This window comes from Rhodococcus sp. T2V (assembly GCF_029269925.1).
GTDB lineage: Bacteria > Actinomycetota > Actinomycetes > Mycobacteriales > Mycobacteriaceae > Rhodococcus_F > Rhodococcus_F koreensis.
Window position 1 is genome coordinate 414,041 of record NZ_JARJBD010000001.1, and the last position, 15,344, is coordinate 429,384.

Sequence of the window (15,344 nt, forward strand, 5' to 3'; positions counted from 1 at the left end):
ACCGAGCAACACCCTCGGCGACCGGTAGCCCCCATAGCCCAATTGGCAGAGGCAGCGGACTTAAAATCCGCCAAGTGTCGGTTCGAGTCCGACTGGGGGCACCAGAAATGCCAGGTAGATCGGTTTCAGGGTCTGGTGCGCGAGCGTGGAGGCGGTCGCCGCGTTCTGCCGGAGCGATGTCCAGCCGACCGGCCGGTGGGCCGATCGGCTGGTCGCAGTTCCATCCGAGTTCGATCAACGAACTGCAGCGAACCCGCCGTCGACGGGGAGGAGTTGCCCGGTGATGAAATGCGATGCATCGCCGGCGAGGAAGACCAGGACCGGGGCCAGATCCCGCTCGGCGTTTCCGAAGGTTCCGCCGAGCGGGATATCCTTCCGCAGTTGCTCCTGGTACGCGGCGAGCTCTTCGGGTCCGAGTGAGCTGGTGTACTTGTCGAACATCGGTGTGTTCACATACGGAAGAACCGCGTTCACCCGAATTCCCGACGGTCCCCATTCGCGTGCGACGGTCCGGGTCCACGTGTGAACGGCACCTTTCGAGGATCCGTAGGCGGCGTTCGACAGCTCCCCGGTGAAGCCGGACATCGAGCCGAAGTTGATGATTGCCCCGGTCCCTGCGTCCTTCATGATTCGAAAAGCCGACTGGTTGGTGTGAATCGTGCCGAGAACGTTGACTCGGTAGATGCTGTCGAAGAGATCGGCCGTGATGTCCTCTGCCATGGCCGAGTGTTGCAAGCCGGCGATGTTCACCAGTACGTCGATACCGCCGAGTTCTTCTGCGGCGCTGCGGAAGAGTGACTCGGTGGCCGTACCGTCGGTGATATCCAATTTCGAGAATGTCACCGAGCCGGGCCCGGCTTCGTTGGCTTCCTCGGCCGTACTCTGTCCGCCTGCTTCGTTCAGATCGTAGGAGCGGACCTGCGCTCCCTCGGCGACGTACGCCTTGACGATCGCGGCGCCGATCCCCTGCGCGCCGCCGGTGACCAGGATCCGCTTACCTTCTAGTTGCACGAGTGCTTCTTTCGTCGAAGTGGTGTCGAGTCAGAGTTCGAGTTGGTGGTGGTGTTGATTCCGTTGCGCGCCGCGAACCGTCAGAAGGGCAGCGACGCTGATCGCCGCGCAACCCAGGGTGTAGTACGCGGCCGATAGAGGATCGCCCGTGGTCGAGGCCAACCAGGTGATGATGTAGGGAGCTGTGCCGCCGAAGACTGCAACGGAGAGTGCGTAGGTTACCGAAACGCCGGTGGCGCGGTTGCGTGTGCGGAACCGTTCGGACATGAAGGCCGGCATCGGTCCGCCGACCACTCCGATGAGGATTCCGGCGATGACCAGTGCGATCAGTCCGCCGCCGAATCCGAGCTTCAACATGTAGTAGAGCGGGTACGACAGCAGGACCACGGCAACGGATCCGAACATGAGAACGGGACGCCTGCCGACTCGATCGGACAGTGCTCCGAACGGAGGCATCGTCGCACCGGCGACCGCTCCGGTCACGAGAGCGAGAAAGTAGGAGCGCTCGAAGGACATGTCATAACTCGTCGACAGGAAGGTGGGCATGCCGACCATGAACGTGTTGCCGACGGCGTTGTACACGACCACGACGCCCAATGTCGCGAGGAGGTAGGACAGCGGCCTGCGCGAGTTGTCGTCCGATACGGGAAGCTCGCCCGCCGCGATCTCGACCGCGACTTGCCTGAAGTGTGGCGTCTCGTCGACCTTCAGTCTCAGGTAGAGAACGATGATGCCCATCGGGGCGGCCAGGAGGAAACCGATTCGCCAACCCCACTGTGCCATCGCGTCGTCGGAGAGCAGTACCGCCAGCACGGTTGCGACTCCGCCTCCGAGGACGAAGCCGAGCGTGGTGCCGACGAACGACCACGACCCGTACAGGCCGCGTTTGTCGGCGGGTGCCGATTCCACCATCAACGAGACGGCTCCGCCCACTTCTCCGCCGGCGGAGATGCCCTGTGCGATCCGGCACAGGGTCAGGAGCAACGGGGCGACGATACCGATTGCCGCATGCGTCGGAAGGACTCCGATGCATGTCGTCGCGACAGTCATCAACGCGATGATCATCGCGAGGACAGGCTTGCGGCCCATGCGGTCGGTCATCCGCCCGAAGATGATTGCGCCGATCGGCCGGAGGAAGAACGCAAGTGCGAAGAGCAGAAACGTCGACAGGATGGACGCTGTCGGGTTCTCCGACGGAAAGAACAGTGGCGCAATGATCGGCGCCATGTACGCATAGATCGCGAACTCGTACCACTCGATCAGGTTGCCGAGTGATCCGGCCACGAGTGCTTTTCGAGATTTGCGAAGGTCGAGCACCATTTCGGTGCCGGGCGTGGAACTCGTTGTGTTCGACATGGTTGCATCCGTTTCGGGTGTGCACCGCCAGGCGGGCATTACACATCGTTGAGCGACGAGTCGTTGTGACCCGAGCCACAGTGTCGTCAACGTGAATGTTGCCCGGTGCCATCCCGGGTTGTCAACACGTGCGTGGATCGACTGGAAGTGGAGCGTCAACTGTGACGTTGACATCGTCCGTGGCCACTGTCACCATGGGTGGGGGTCAGTCAACGCTTATGTTGAAAGACGGGATGATCTCGGCGAGGAGCGTTCGGCTCCGATCGCCACATCGATGCGAGAGGTACTCGAATGACGGCAGTACATCGTGATCCGGGCGCGGACAGGGCGGCCGGCGACGACTTCAACCCGGACCGGCTCACCGAGTGTGAGATTCGAACAGCGGTCGGCAGGGCGAATGTGCCCTCGCTCCTCATGGTTGTGTTCCAAACGACGGGCGACCAGAAATGGCTCGCTGCTCCGTACACCCCAACCAGAGGCAAGGGCCTCGGCGACCACGACTCGGGAGGCCTCGACGACGCGATCCAGGAGGAGATTCGCGAGGCTGCGGTGAAGGCTGTGATGAGCCTGCAGGACGGAGGCCGGCCTGCGATCGAAACCCCATCGCCGGAACTCACGGTTCGAATGATGAGTGTATGCATGGGCGAACCCGTCGGTGACGAATACGGACCGATGCTCGCACTCGAGTTGGCGCGACGCGCAGCGCCGGACTCGCCGAGCCTGTCACTCGAACCGGTCGATGCGCCCGAGGGATTCTCGGTCATCGTCATCGGGACCGGTGTCGCCGGAATTGCTGCTGCACAACAACTCGAAGACATGGGCGTGAACTACGTCATCCTCGAGAAGCAACCGGAGGCAGGCGGAAACTGGTGGCAGAACACCTATCCTGGTGCGGGGGTGGACACACCCAGCCATCTGTACTCGTTTTCGTTCGCCAAGAACGACTGGACCACGCACTTCGAACTCCGCAACGAATTGCAGGGCTACTTCGGTCGTGTGTTGAAGGACCTGGGTGCAGGTGAACGCGTCCGTTACGGTACCGAGGTTCGATCGGCGACGTTCGACGAGGCGGCCGCGCAATGGTCCGTGGAGGTGCGCAATCCGGACGGCACTGCGTCCATTCTGCGTTCGGACGTGGTGATCAGCGCGGTCGGTGTGCTGAACCGTCCCAAGAGGCCTGAAGTACCGGGAATGGATACCTTCGAGGGGATCAGCTTCCACTCGGCGGACTGGCCGGAGAATCTGGACCTCGACGGCAAACGCGTCGCTGTCGTCGGCACCGGTGCCAGTTCGATGCAGATCGCCCCGGCGATCGCGGACCGCGTCGCGCATCTGTCGATCTTCCAACGCTCGCCGCAGTGGGTGGCGCCGTTCGAGAAGTTCCGGATGCCCATCCCGATGGAACTCCGCAGACTGATGCAGACCTGCCCGATCTACCACAGTTGGTATTGGATCCGGCTCTTCTGGCAATTCGGCGACAAGGTCATCGAGTCGCTGCGAGTCGATCCCGAATGGGATCATCCGGAGCGCTCAGTCAACGCGCGAAACGACGCGCACCGCGAGTACTTCACCAGATACATCACGCAGCAGGTGGGGGACCGGACCGACCTGCTGGACAAGGTGCTCCCGGACTACCCACCGTTCGGTAAGCGAATCCTCCTCGACAACGGCTGGTTTGCAACCCTGCGCAAGGACAACGTGGATCTGATCGACCGGTCCGTCACCGGGGTGCGTGCCGAGGGCCTCGTCGACGACACCGGGACGGAGACGGACGTCGACGTCATCGTCTGGGCGACAGGTTTCGAGGCTGCTCGCTTCATCAGTTCCATGGAGGTGAAGGGCATCGGTGGGCTGACGCTCCGGGAAGCCTGGAACGACGACGATCCCAAGGCGTATCTGGGAGTGTCGGTCCCCGACTTCCCGAACTTCTTCATGCTGGGCGGCCCCAATTCGTTCCCGGGCAGCGGAAGCTTTATGTTCTTCATGGAGGTTCAGATGCGCTACATCCGTGGTCTTCTCACCGAGATGTTCCGCAACGGGATCAAGGCGCTCGATGCGCGTCCGGAGGCGAATCGTGAGTACAACGACCTGGTCGATTCGACGCATGCCCGCACGGTGTGGACGCACCGGGGAATGTCGACGTATTACCGGAACTCTCATGGGCGAGTGGTGTTCGTGATGCCGTTCCTGAATGTGGAGTACTGGAGGATGACTCAGCGCCCGGATCTGGAAAACTACACCGCGCGGTGACACTCGGACGGCAATGCCCCGGAGCCCAATCGGTTCCGGGGCATTGCCGTCGGTGGCGATGACGGTAACCGCTGTGATTCACCAGGTGTCGATGCGGCGCCGGGCGAGGGGGGAGCGGTCGACTCGGGGAGTGGCTGTCACACTCGAGATCCACGACCGAGTGCTCGCAGGATCGATGACGTCGTCGATCTCGAAGACCGATGCGGCGTTGATCGCCCTGCCTTGATGTGCAAAGTCCGCAAGATGGGCGCGGTAGACGCGATCACGTTCCTCGTCGTCCTCGATGGCATCCAACTCGCGACGAAAGCCGAGCTTGACGGCGCCTTCCGGACCCATTGCCCCCAGTTCCGCCGTAGGCCACGCAACAATCGCGTCAGGGACACGGAAACTGCCACCAGCCATGGCTTGTCCGCCGAGGCCGAACGCCCTGCGGACGATCACTGTGCAGAACGGCACGCTCAGCGCCGGTGCGGTCACGAACAATCGGCTGACGTGGCGCACCGACGCCGCGCGTTCTGCATCGGGACCGACGAGGAATCCCGCGGTGTCACACAGCGAGACGATCGGCAGGCCGTGCGCGTCGCACAGCTGCAGGAACCGTGCCATCTTGTCTGCTTCTGCACTACCGATGGTGCCGCCGGCCGTGTTCCCGTCATTGGCGACGAGCCCGAGGGGACGGCCGTCGATGCGGATCAATGCCGTCATCAATCCGGGGCCGAATCTCCTGCGGAGTTCCAGCACCGAATCTTCGTCTGCGAGCGTGCGGACCAGGGTGCGAATGTCGAATGTGCGATTGCGCCTCTCGGGCACGATATGCCGCAGCAGTCGTTGATCGGGTTCACCCCAGACGTCCGTGGCGCCGCCGAAGTAGCTCAGATAGCGTCGAGCGACCTCGACGGCGTCCCGCTCGTCGTCGGCAACGATGTCCACGACTCCGTTGGGCTCCTGGATGGAGACCGGTCCGACGTCGTCCGCTGCGACCGTTCCCAGTCCGCCCCCTTCGATCATGGCAGGCCCGCCGAGCCCGATCGTCGAGTCGCGAGTGGCGACGATGACGTCACAACAGCCCAGTAACGCTGCGTTGCCTGCGAAGCAGCGACCGGACGCGATGCCGACGGTCGGAACTACTCCGTTGAGGCGTCCCAGGGCAACGAAGGTCCCGAGATCCATCCGGGTAGCTCGCGACATGTCGTCGGTGTCGCCGGGGCGCCCGCCGCCGCCTTCGGTGAACAGGACAACAGGCGTTGCTCTCCGGCCTGCGAGTTCGAAGAGCCGTTCCGCCTTCTTGTGGCTCTGTAACCCTTGGGTTCCCGCGAGCACCGTGTAGTCGTACGCGAGCGCGGCCGTCGCACGGCCGTCGACGGCACCGAAGCCGGTGACGACCCCGTCGGCCGGTGTTGCAGCTTCGAGTTCCTCCAGCGTCCTGCGACGCCGTTGCGCGGCAACGACAAGCCCGCCGTACTCGTGGAAGGAGTCCGTGTCGAACAGATCGTGAAGGTTCTCGCGTGCCGTTCGTTTGCCCCGGCGGTGGCGACGCTCGACAGCCTCCGGACGAGCGCTGTCGAGGGTGCGGGCATGTCTCGCGTCGATGTCGGAGACGTCGTCCCGCGTCGCAGCCAGGTCCACAGCCGCCGAGGTTGCGGCCTCGAACGATTGGTCGGCGTCGGGACGAACTGTGGCGAGGACGCTACCCGCCGGCACGGTGTCTCCCAGCGTGACCGCGATGTCGACGACGGTCCCGGCCACCGGCGAGCAGATGTCGGATTCCATCTTCATCGCCTCGACGGTGAGCATCGCTTCACCGCGACCGACGATGCCACCCGGTGTCGACGACAGCGCGACGACGGTACCACCGGAGGTCGCCCGCACCTCGACGATGGAGTTCGTCGCTTCATCCGGCGCTCGAGCAGAGGCCAGGTGGTCGTCGATGGTTCGGGTCGTCATCGTTCCGTTCCGAAAGCCGTCGCTGCCGAGGAACCACGACAGTATCGGAATGTCGGTGTCGAGCGGGTCGAGAACGACGCCACCGAGCGCGGCGTTCAGTTCCTCTGCTGCCGCGAGGAAATCGCCGTCCGGTCGATGCACGATCACTTTGGCCAGAAGAGGGTCGTACCCCGTGCCGACCTGCAGGCCGGGTCGAGCGTGTGATTCGACACGGATCGACGGGCCGGTCGGGAACTGTACTGCGGTGAGCCGGTCGGAGCCGCCCGATTCGGGCGCCCCTGTGACGCGTGCTTCGAGCGCAATTCCGCGGGGTTCTCCCAGGGTCGTCGCCGACAGTTGTAGATCGGCAAGGCTCAACCCCTGGGCGATGTCGAGTTGCAGACCGACCAGGTCGAGTCCGGTGATCATCTCGGTCACGCCGTGTTCGACCTGTAGCCGGGGGGTGGCTTCGATGAAGTACCACCGGTCGAGATCGTCGGCGTCCACCAGAAACTCGAATGTGGCGAGCCCGCGAAGTCCCACCTCGGAGGCGAGCGTCAGCGCGGCCGCATACAGTGCGGTGCGGGTGGTCGCGGGCAGGAAAGCCGCAGGTCCTGTTTCGACCATCTTCTGATGGCGCCGCTGGCCCGTGCAGTCGCGGTCGAAGAGGTGCATCGGTGAGGTGCTTCCGTCGCCGACCACTTGGACTTCGACGTGTCGTGCTCGCGGGAGGTATGCCTCGACGTAGACGTCCGGGACTCCGAAACTGCGGCCGGCCTCCGAGCGGCAGCGGTCCATCGCGTGATCCAGGTGACGCAGGTCTTCGACGATTCGCATGCCGCGGCCGCCGCCGCCCGCCATAGCCTTGACGATGACCGAGCCGGACTCCAGTGATTCGGCGAACTCCCGGGCGGCAGCGGGGGAGGTCGCCCCGCTCGTGGCCGGCAACACCGGAACTCCGCACCTCGTGGCGAGTTCACGCGTCGCGGATTTGTCCCCGAGGAGGCGCAGGGTATCGCCGGCCGGTCCGACGAACGTCAGACCGGCTGCCACACAGGCATCGGACAGCCGGTCGCTCTCGCTGAGGAATCCGTAGCCGGGATGGATCAGGCCGGCGTCGGACGATGCGGCGGCTCCACAGATACCCTCCACGTCGAGGTATGCGGCGGGACCGGTCCCTCGCAGCGCAACCGACTGATCGGCGTGCTCGGCATGCGGTGATCCTTCTTCGTCCTCGCTGTACACCGCGACCGTGCGCAGTCCCCGTTGGGTCGCCGTGCGCATGATGCGGAGCGCTACCTCGCCGCGGTTGGCGATCAGCAGCGCGGTCATGCCTTCGCTTCGTCGGCCGAGAAGCCGCCGTATCCGCCCTGAAAGAAGATGAGCGGCGATTCCGGGGTGTCGAGTTCGAGGTGTTCGACCCGGCCGACGACGATGTAGTGGTCGCCGGCATCGTGGACGGCGTCGATCTCGCAGTCGATCCACGCCAGGGAACCCAGTATGCGGGGCATGCCCGACGGCGTCGCGGTCCAGTCGACGTCGGCAAACTTGTCCGTACCCTTACGGGACATGCTTCGGCAGACGTTCTGTTGGCCGGAAGCGAGCACGTTGGCACAGAACCGCTGTGCAGCACGTATCTTCGGAAACGTCGACGAGGACCTGTCCGGCAGGAATGCGACGAGGGGCGGATCGAGCGAGACCGACGTGAACGAGCCGACGGCCATTCCGACCGGGGCTCCGTTGTCGCCGATCGCGGTCACTGCCACCACCCCGGTCGGGTAATGACCGAGAATCGTGCGGAACAACCCCGGATCGATCGTCCGTCCTTCGTCGACTACCGCTGACTGTTGTGCGTTCACGGAATTCCCCTTGAATGTCACTTGATCTGTATGTCACTAGATCGGTATGTCATTTGATCGTCAGGCCGGCGTCGACGGGCAGCACGACGCCCGTGACGTACCGCGATTCGTCCGATGCCAGCCACATCACCGCATTGCTGATGTCCTGCGGTTCGAGGAGTTCGACGGGCAGCAGATTGCTGATCGATTTCCCCATGTTCGACGGATCTGCGAGTGCCTCGGCCAGTGCGGTGTTTCCGACGACCATCGGAGTGCTCACGCCGGTCGGGTGAACCGAGTTCACGCGGATGCTGTGCTCGGCGAGCAGGACTGCGTACTGTCGCATCAAACCGACGACTGCGTGCTTGCTGGCCGTGTAACCGATTCCTGCCCCGGAGCTTCCACCGACGGCCTTGATTCCGGCCGTCGAGCTCGTCAGGACAATGGAACCGCCGCGGCCTTGGGCGATCATGCGTTCGCGGGCGACCTCGACGGTGTTGAACACTCCGGTGAGGTTGACTGCGATCACGTCGGCGAACACGGCGTCGCGGTCGGGTTCGTCGGACTGCTGTGGAGCGATGCCTGCATTGGCGACGACGATGTCGACACCGCCCAATTCGGCGGCACCGGCTTCGAATGCTGCCGACAGCGCGCGCTTGTCCCGGACGTCGGCGGTCGTGGCGACGATTCGGCGGTCGAGTTTCTCCACCAGTGCGGTCGTCTCGGCGAGGTCGTCCTCCGTGGCCAATGCGTACGGCACCGATTCGATCGGGTTGCAGATGTCGACGGCGATGATGTCTGCGCCTTCCTCGGCCAGTCGCAGTGCATGACTCCGCCCTTGGCCTCGTGCCGCGCCGGTGATGAATGCAATTCTTCCGCTGAGTCTGCCGCTCATGAAGGGTCCCTTTCGTGGACGCACGGGGGCGAGGGAGTGATGTCCACATCTCCTTCGACGCGCGAAGCATCGATGTGACGTGCGTCGCTCCTACCGTCACACCCTGCCCCTGGCATTCCGATCTGTCAACTATGGCGTTGATTTTGTCCACGGCTGCGTAGATTCTGCTTGCACTCTGCCGATGGTTGACATCTGCGAAGGCGGGCACGATGATCGGTGGAAGCGATCTACACTGACGTTGATCGCGGGGTGCGCCGGAAGATGTGTGCGCGCCCTCGAGGTTCGATCCTGTGGAGGAGTGCGCATGTCCGACATCGAGACCAGGCTGCGGAAGTTGGAGGATCGGGCCGAGCTTCACGATCTCGCGGTACGGTACTTCCTGGCGTCCGACTTCGACGACCTAGACGTCATCGCCGACTCGTTCTCCGTCGACGGTACGTTCTCTGCCGGAGGTTTTCCGGGCGCTTCGGGTGGTGCGGGCATTGCGGAGATGATCCGGCAGGCTCGCGAGTCCTTCGGGACGACGATTCACACTCCGAACTACGTTCTGGTGGATTTCGTCGACGACGACCATGCAACGGGTGTGGTGGGTGCTCATCTTGAGATTGCGACCGGGGGTACGACGGTGTTCGGCGCTGTTCGGTACGAGGACGAGTACGTACGGGTAGACGGCCGCTGGAAGTTCGCATCACGAAACATGCGCACCGTGCATCTGGGGCCATGGGGTGAGGTCGCCTCGTCGCTGACCTCTCCGTGCCCGGTCCGCTGGCCCGGCGCCGAGCCTGCCGCCTCGGACTATGCGGTGAAGGCGTGAAGGCCTGAACGGTTCTCGGCTGCAGAGACCTGTGGCCGACGCCGATGTCGAAAATCAACATCAACGTTGATAACGGCTGTCGGGGGTGACGCACCACCGAACGCCGATCTGCTACATCGAATGACAAAGAGGAGATCGAACATGACTGTTGCACAAGAGGTTTCCACTCGAGATCTGGCCGAACTGGTAGAGACGGCCAAGATCGAGCGAGTGATCTACGACTATGCCTACTACCTGGACATGAATCTGCCCGACGAACTCGCCGCGCTGTTCACAGAGGACTGCTACGTCGCCTACGGCCCCGGTTTCGGGGCCGAAGGGCGCCGGGCCTACCGCGAGACGCTCGACGGCATCGGGACGTTTTTCACCGCGACCAGTCATCACGTGTCCAATGTCGCCGTGACATTCGCGGACGACATGACCTCGGCGAGCGTCCGCTCCGTACTGTACGCATGGCATCGCTACACCAGGGAGGGCAAGGCCGACGGCTACTTCTTCGGGCAGTACCACGACGAGTTCGTCCGCGACGACCAGCACGGATGGCGATTCTCGCGCCGGGAACTGCGGTCCTCCGGCGTTGTCGACTTCCATGTGAAGAAGCAGATCCCGATCGGCCGAGCATGACCACCGTGGCGGAATCGACGAACCAGGTTCGGTACGAGAACCTGCGCATCGAGCACAAAGGGTCGATCAGCTGGATCGTGCTCGATCGTCCCGGCAAGGCGAACGCTCTGTCCAACGAGCTCTTGGACGAGTTCAGCGATGCGTTGAACCGGCTGGCGACGACGGGCGGCAAAGTCATCGGAATTCGGGGGGCGGGAAAGGGCTTCTCGGCCGGTTACGACATCGGCCAGGTCGGCAAGGTGGTCGCCGATCCCGATCCGGTTGCAGATCGTGACCGATTGGCTCGCAACGTGAACCGATTCCTGGCGATCTGGGATCACCCGAAGCCCGTCATCGCAGCGGTACACGGATACTGCATCGCGGGTGCAACGCAGATGTGTGTGTTCGCGGACATCACCCTCGTCGCACGAGACGCGAAGATCGGCGAGCCCGCCATTCCGCTCGGCGGCGGATACGTCGCTCCGCTGTGGGCTCCGCTCGTCGGTCCGAAACGCGCGAAGGAACTGGCCTTCGTTCCCGGCAACGCGATCGACGGAACCACGGCTGTCGAATGGGGATGGGCCAACCACGCGGTGGCGGAGGAGGATCTGATCGAGGCCGCCGAAACGCTGTCAGGCCGGATAGCGCGCACGCCGGCTGACATCCTCCGGATCAAGAAGCTCTCCATCAACCGGTCGATGGAGTCGATGGGCGTTCGAACCGCGGCCCAGGGCGGCGCCGAGATGGATGCCCTGCTCCACCTGTCGCCCGCCGTCGCCGAAGTGCGCGCCTTCGTCGCCGAGGTCGGGCTCGGGGCAGCAGTAGCGGCATATCGCGAGCCCGTGGCCGCGACCGAAGAATCGAGAAGGGACATACCGTGAGTAGCGGAATTCAGTTCGAACTGGACGGCCACGTCGCCGGCGTGACGCTCGATCGACCCACAGCACTGAACTCGATAGACCCCGAGATGGATCAGGCGCTGTTCGAGGCATGGACCGAGATCAACTCGAATCCGGACATCTGGGTGGCCGTACTCGGTGCCACCGGGGAGAAGGCATTCTGTGCCGGAGCCAATGTCAGCGGCGGCACCGAGGGCGCCGGGCGCCGGATGGCGCTGGGCGGCGGCCTCACGGGGGTCGGCGGGCCGTTGCTCACGCTCCGCAAGCCCCTGGTGGCGGCGGTTCAGGGATATGCGATCGGTGGCGGTTTCGAACTCGCCATGTGTGCGGACATCATCGTGGCCGCGGACACCGCGCAGTTCGGGATTCCCGAGACCAAAGTCGGGATCATCGGCGAAGCGGGCATCATGCACCGAGCCATTCGGCAGCTACCGCACCACATCGCGATGTCGTTGATCCTGACCGGCGACCGAATCGACGCACAGCAGGCCGAGCGGTACGGGCTCGTCAACGAGGTCGTACCGTTCGAGAAGTTGGCGGAGACGGCTCGTGCCTGGGCCGATCGAATTGCTTCGGCGTCTCCACTTGCCGTTCAGGCCGCGAAAGATGCCGTGCTGTCGCGCGTCGGATGGCCGTTGGATGTCGCGCTGGCGACGAGGTACGAGCCGATCGAGGCCTACGCGAACAGTGCCGACCGGGTCGAGGGCCGTGCTGCATTCGCGGAAAAGCGCGCCGCGCAGTGGACAGGTCGTTGAGGCCGTTTTCAGGTCTTCCGGGCGCCGGGTCGTGTCACATCGTGACGACCCGGCGCCGAGGTCACTGTCGCGCCGGACGGTCCTGGGTGCGTGCGCCCTCGAAGAACAAGGTGAAAAATGCTTCGGTGGCCTGACGAGCATCGACGTTCCGCATTCCAGGCTTCAGCCATCGATGCGTCCAGTTCACCATCCCGAACAACGCCTTGGCCATCAGCGGCACCGGTACGTCGGAGCGGAGTGCTCCGTTGTCGACACCTTCCTGGAGTACGGACAGCACGATCGATTCGAATCGTTTGGTCTTTCTCGCCATCTCCTTGCCCCAGGAAGTGGAATCGAGTTGGAGCTGCGCCATGTCTTCCTGGATATACAGATAGACGAACGGGTAGTTCTCCTCGTACGACGTCATCTGCTGCTCGACGAGTCGGCGAAGCTTTTCGGGCGCGTCCTCGTCGCTTGCGGTAATCTCCTCCGCGACGGCGATATTGTTGTCGAGGACATCCACCAGAATGTCGTGGAACAGGGCCTGGAACAGCTCCTGCTTGCTGGCGAAGTAGTAGTAGATAGACGCGCGATCGGTGCCGAATCGCTCGGCGATGTCGTTCAGGGTGGCAGCCTCGAAGCCCTTCTCCTTGAACACTTCGGCCGCGGTCCGAAGCAATTCCTGGCGCTTGGCCTGGTAATTGGGGCTGCTGTCCTTCTGAGCGCTGCGGCGGCGGCGACTCATTCCGCTGTTTGCTGCTGTCGACGTAGGCACGTGGAGATGATACCGCCGAGATGGACGTCCCCGTCAACGTCGCTGTGAATCAATGTCAACGTTGACGAAGTACACCCTAGCGAGGATCGAGGCACGATGACCGACAACCGAGACTGCAGTGCTCCCGAGGACGGAACCGGACTCGGCGATCTTCGCGACTTCGCCGAGCGGCTCCTCGGTGGCGTGCACGAAGGTCCACCGCTCGACGAGGTGACCCGGGTACTGATCCAGATCGCCGTTCGAGCGGCCGTCACCGCGATGGATGTCGACGGTACCGGGCGCTTCATCGACGAGGCACTTGATCTCGGGATAGACGCCGCACAGATTCAGGAGGCGCTGACGCTGGTCTCCGGATTAGGTGTTCACACGCTGTTCGAGTCGTCCCGGCAGCTGGCGGACGCGGTTCGGCGACGTGCCGGCGGCGAGATTGTGCCTCTGGACGAGGCTCGACGTGCACTCTGGGATCGATACGTCGGGACCGATCCGTACTGGCAGCGTATGGAGACCGAGCTGCCGGGGTTCCTCGACGCGCTGTTGAGGATGTCACCCGAGGCCTTCGAGGCGTTCTTCGGCTATTGCGCGGTTCCGTGGACAACCCGCGCGCTCCGCGGCGTCACGAAGGAATTAATCTCTCTCGCTGTCGATTCCACGCCCACCCACCGATATCTTCCCGGCTTCGCGCTGCACCTGAAGAACGCGCTCGATCTCGGCGCGGGGTCCGGCGCGATCCGCGAGGTCATCGAACTGTCGGCTGCAGCCCCATCTCACCGCGGCGTCCGCTGAGGCCACTCCTCATCCTGCACCCCGCAAAGGGGCCCGGTACGTATGTCGTACCGGGCCTTACTTTGTCTGTTCGAGAAGCGTTGCAGAACGGGTCGATCGGAACGCGAGATCCGACCGCCACTTCTGTACCGAGCACTTCGGGGAACCGCTTGGCGATTCCCCGAAGTGCTCGGCCGACATGTTGTGTCTCAGTCGACGATCAGACCGCCACCGTGTCGTGCGTACCCTCCACCTCGACGTTGGGTACGACCTCGGTGGCGAACAGCCGCAGCGACTCCACCCACGGCTCCGGATCGTCCAGCGCGTCGTGAGTGTTGACCGCGAGTTGGCCGTAGCGGAAGCCGGCAAGGTCGAACGTCTTCTCGATCTTCTCGATCACGGTCTCCGGGCTGCCACACAGCCAGACGTTGTCAGCGAGATAGTCGAGGTCGACGTCTGCGATGTCGATCTTCTGATCCGCGTCATCGATGAATCCCTGCAGGATCCGATACTTCTGGTAGACCGGCATCAGATACTTCAGCCACGCGTGGCCCAGAGCGCCGTTCTTGGCCTTCTCCTTGGCTTCTTCGTCGGTCTTCGCCACGAACACATCGCGGGCGATCTTGAAACGAGACCCTTGTGGCGTCGCCCCGACGGAGCGGCACGCCTCCGAGTACGTCTCCCACTGGGACTTCAACAGCTCCGAACCACCGTAGAACGAAATCGGAGTCCATCCGCGCTCGCCGGCCAAGCGGTGCGACGGCGAGTTCTTGCTCAGACCCGTCACCGCAATCTCCAGGCCGTCGGCTCCGCCGTGTGGTGAATGATCGGCGGTGAGGTGGTACTCCTCGCCTTCCTTGACCTCGAAAGCACCGTGGGAGGCCACGCCTCCGGGATCGATTCCGCTGTCCAGGCGCGCAGCCTTGTAGTACTTTCCCTCGAAGTCGAAAGGCTCCTGGCGCCAGACCTTGTCCATCACCTCGAGCCCTTCCATGAGGCGAGGGTGGGCCTCGGAAAGGTCGCCGGGCTGACCGCGGAGGACTGCTTCGTTCTCCCACGAGCCGGCGCCGACTCCGAGGAAGTAGCGATCCTCGAGCAGCTGCGACGTGTAACCCACCTGGATGGCCAGAGTGGAGGGGTTGTGCAGGGGCACGATGTGCGCCATGGGAGCAAAGCGCATACGTTCGGTGATCTGTGCGGCCGCGACGATCAAGAGCTCCGGATTGGGGATGTTTTCCCAAGCCTGCATCCCGTGCTCGCCCACCATGAAGTCGCGGTAGCCGAACTTGTCAGCGGCGGCAGCGAGCATCAATGAGTACTCGAACGTCTCCTTGTCCTTGCGTCCCGGGCGCATGTACGGGGTGTGGAAGATACCGCATTCCATAATGTGTCCAACTTTCTTGTTGTCGCGAACAGCGATGATCGGTGTTGCATGCGAAGGCGTTGTACGCCGAAGGTGGTCATGAGAATTCGGCAGGCGGGCC

General features: G+C 63.5%; 13 protein-coding genes and 1 tRNA gene. 7 read left to right on the top strand and 7 right to left on the bottom strand.

Translation table 11 applies throughout. The annotated features are described in order from the left end of the window. The first annotated feature begins 27 nt into the window (after positions 1 to 27). Positions 28 to 104: transfer RNA gene (locus P3H15_RS01800), tRNA-Leu, on the top strand. 130 nt (positions 105 to 234) lie between these two features. On the opposite strand, the gene P3H15_RS01805 is transcribed toward P3H15_RS01800, so the two are convergent. Together P3H15_RS01805 and P3H15_RS01810 are read right to left on the bottom strand one after the other, a co-directional pair. Next, positions 235 to 1,011: an SDR family NAD(P)-dependent oxidoreductase gene (locus tag P3H15_RS01805; RefSeq protein WP_276135678.1), complete on the bottom strand. Its 777-nt coding sequence runs from the start codon at positions 1,009 to 1,011 to the stop codon at positions 235 to 237. Between the two features lie 30 nt (positions 1,012 to 1,041). After that, positions 1,042 to 2,367, bottom strand: coding sequence for an MFS transporter (locus P3H15_RS01810; protein ID WP_276135679.1), 1,326 nt, complete (start codon positions 2,365 to 2,367; stop codon positions 1,042 to 1,044). Positions 2,368 to 2,658: 291 nt separating this feature from the next. Here P3H15_RS01810 and P3H15_RS01815 point away from each other — a divergent pair, with 291 nt between their 5' ends. Continuing rightward, positions 2,659 to 4,617, top strand: coding sequence for an NAD(P)/FAD-dependent oxidoreductase (locus P3H15_RS01815; RefSeq protein ID WP_276135680.1), 1,959 nt, complete (start codon positions 2,659 to 2,661; stop codon positions 4,615 to 4,617). A 78-nt stretch (positions 4,618 to 4,695) separates the two neighbouring features. Here P3H15_RS01815 and P3H15_RS01820 read toward each other — a convergent pair whose 3' ends face one another. From P3H15_RS01820 to P3H15_RS01830, 3 genes are read right to left on the bottom strand one after another with little or no spacing between them, the layout of a single operon-like run. Further along, positions 4,696 to 7,872, bottom strand: a complete 3,177-nt coding sequence (locus P3H15_RS01820; RefSeq protein WP_276135681.1) for a carboxyl transferase domain-containing protein — start codon at positions 7,870 to 7,872, stop codon at positions 4,696 to 4,698. Next, positions 7,869 to 8,399 carry a flavin reductase family protein gene (locus P3H15_RS01825; protein ID WP_276135682.1) on the bottom strand — a complete coding sequence of 177 codons (531 nt, stop codon included), beginning with the start codon at positions 8,397 to 8,399 and terminating at the stop codon, positions 7,869 to 7,871. Before P3H15_RS01825 ends, P3H15_RS01820 begins: the two co-directional genes overlap by 4 nt. A 49-nt stretch (positions 8,400 to 8,448) precedes the next feature. Further along, a complete protein-coding gene (locus tag P3H15_RS01830; protein ID WP_276135683.1) occupies positions 8,449 to 9,273 on the bottom strand; it encodes a mycofactocin-coupled SDR family oxidoreductase in 825 nt (274 codons plus the stop codon). A 304-nt stretch (positions 9,274 to 9,577) separates the two neighbouring features. On the opposite strand from P3H15_RS01830, the gene P3H15_RS01835 reads away from it, so the two are divergent. The 4 genes from P3H15_RS01835 to P3H15_RS01850 all read left to right on the top strand — a co-directional run bounded on the left by P3H15_RS01835 (position 9,578) and on the right by P3H15_RS01850 (position 12,344). Next, positions 9,578 to 10,087, top strand: coding sequence for a nuclear transport factor 2 family protein (locus P3H15_RS01835; RefSeq protein WP_276135684.1), 510 nt, complete (start codon positions 9,578 to 9,580; stop codon positions 10,085 to 10,087). A gap of 141 nt (positions 10,088 to 10,228) precedes the next feature. Then, positions 10,229 to 10,711 carry a nuclear transport factor 2 family protein gene (locus P3H15_RS01840; RefSeq protein WP_276135685.1) on the top strand — a complete coding sequence of 161 codons (483 nt, stop codon included), beginning with the start codon at positions 10,229 to 10,231 and terminating at the stop codon, positions 10,709 to 10,711. Then, a complete protein-coding gene (locus P3H15_RS01845; protein ID WP_276135686.1) occupies positions 10,708 to 11,571 on the top strand; it encodes an enoyl-CoA hydratase-related protein in 864 nt (287 codons plus the stop codon). Before P3H15_RS01840 ends, P3H15_RS01845 begins: the two co-directional genes overlap by 4 nt. After that, complete coding sequence (locus P3H15_RS01850; protein WP_276135687.1) at positions 11,568 to 12,344, top strand: enoyl-CoA hydratase-related protein; 777 nt, start codon at positions 11,568 to 11,570, stop codon at positions 12,342 to 12,344. Before P3H15_RS01845 ends, P3H15_RS01850 begins: the two co-directional genes overlap by 4 nt. A 61-nt stretch (positions 12,345 to 12,405) precedes the next feature. Here P3H15_RS01850 and P3H15_RS01855 read toward each other — a convergent pair whose 3' ends face one another. Beyond that, positions 12,406 to 13,098 (bottom strand): TetR/AcrR family transcriptional regulator, encoded by a 693-nt coding sequence (locus tag P3H15_RS01855; RefSeq protein WP_276135688.1) that lies wholly within the window; start codon positions 13,096 to 13,098, stop codon positions 12,406 to 12,408. A gap of 96 nt (positions 13,099 to 13,194) precedes the next feature. On the opposite strand from P3H15_RS01855, the gene P3H15_RS01860 reads away from it, so the two are divergent. Then, the gene (locus P3H15_RS01860) at positions 13,195 to 13,881 is read left to right on the top strand and encodes a carboxymuconolactone decarboxylase family protein (RefSeq protein WP_276135689.1); all 687 of its coding nucleotides are present in this window, start codon (positions 13,195 to 13,197) and stop codon (positions 13,879 to 13,881) included. A 199-nt stretch (positions 13,882 to 14,080) separates the two neighbouring features. On the opposite strand, the gene P3H15_RS01865 is transcribed toward P3H15_RS01860, so the two are convergent. Next, a complete protein-coding gene (locus tag P3H15_RS01865; protein WP_276135690.1) occupies positions 14,081 to 15,244 on the bottom strand; it encodes an LLM class flavin-dependent oxidoreductase in 1,164 nt (387 codons plus the stop codon). Positions 15,245 to 15,344 lie beyond the last annotated feature (100 nt).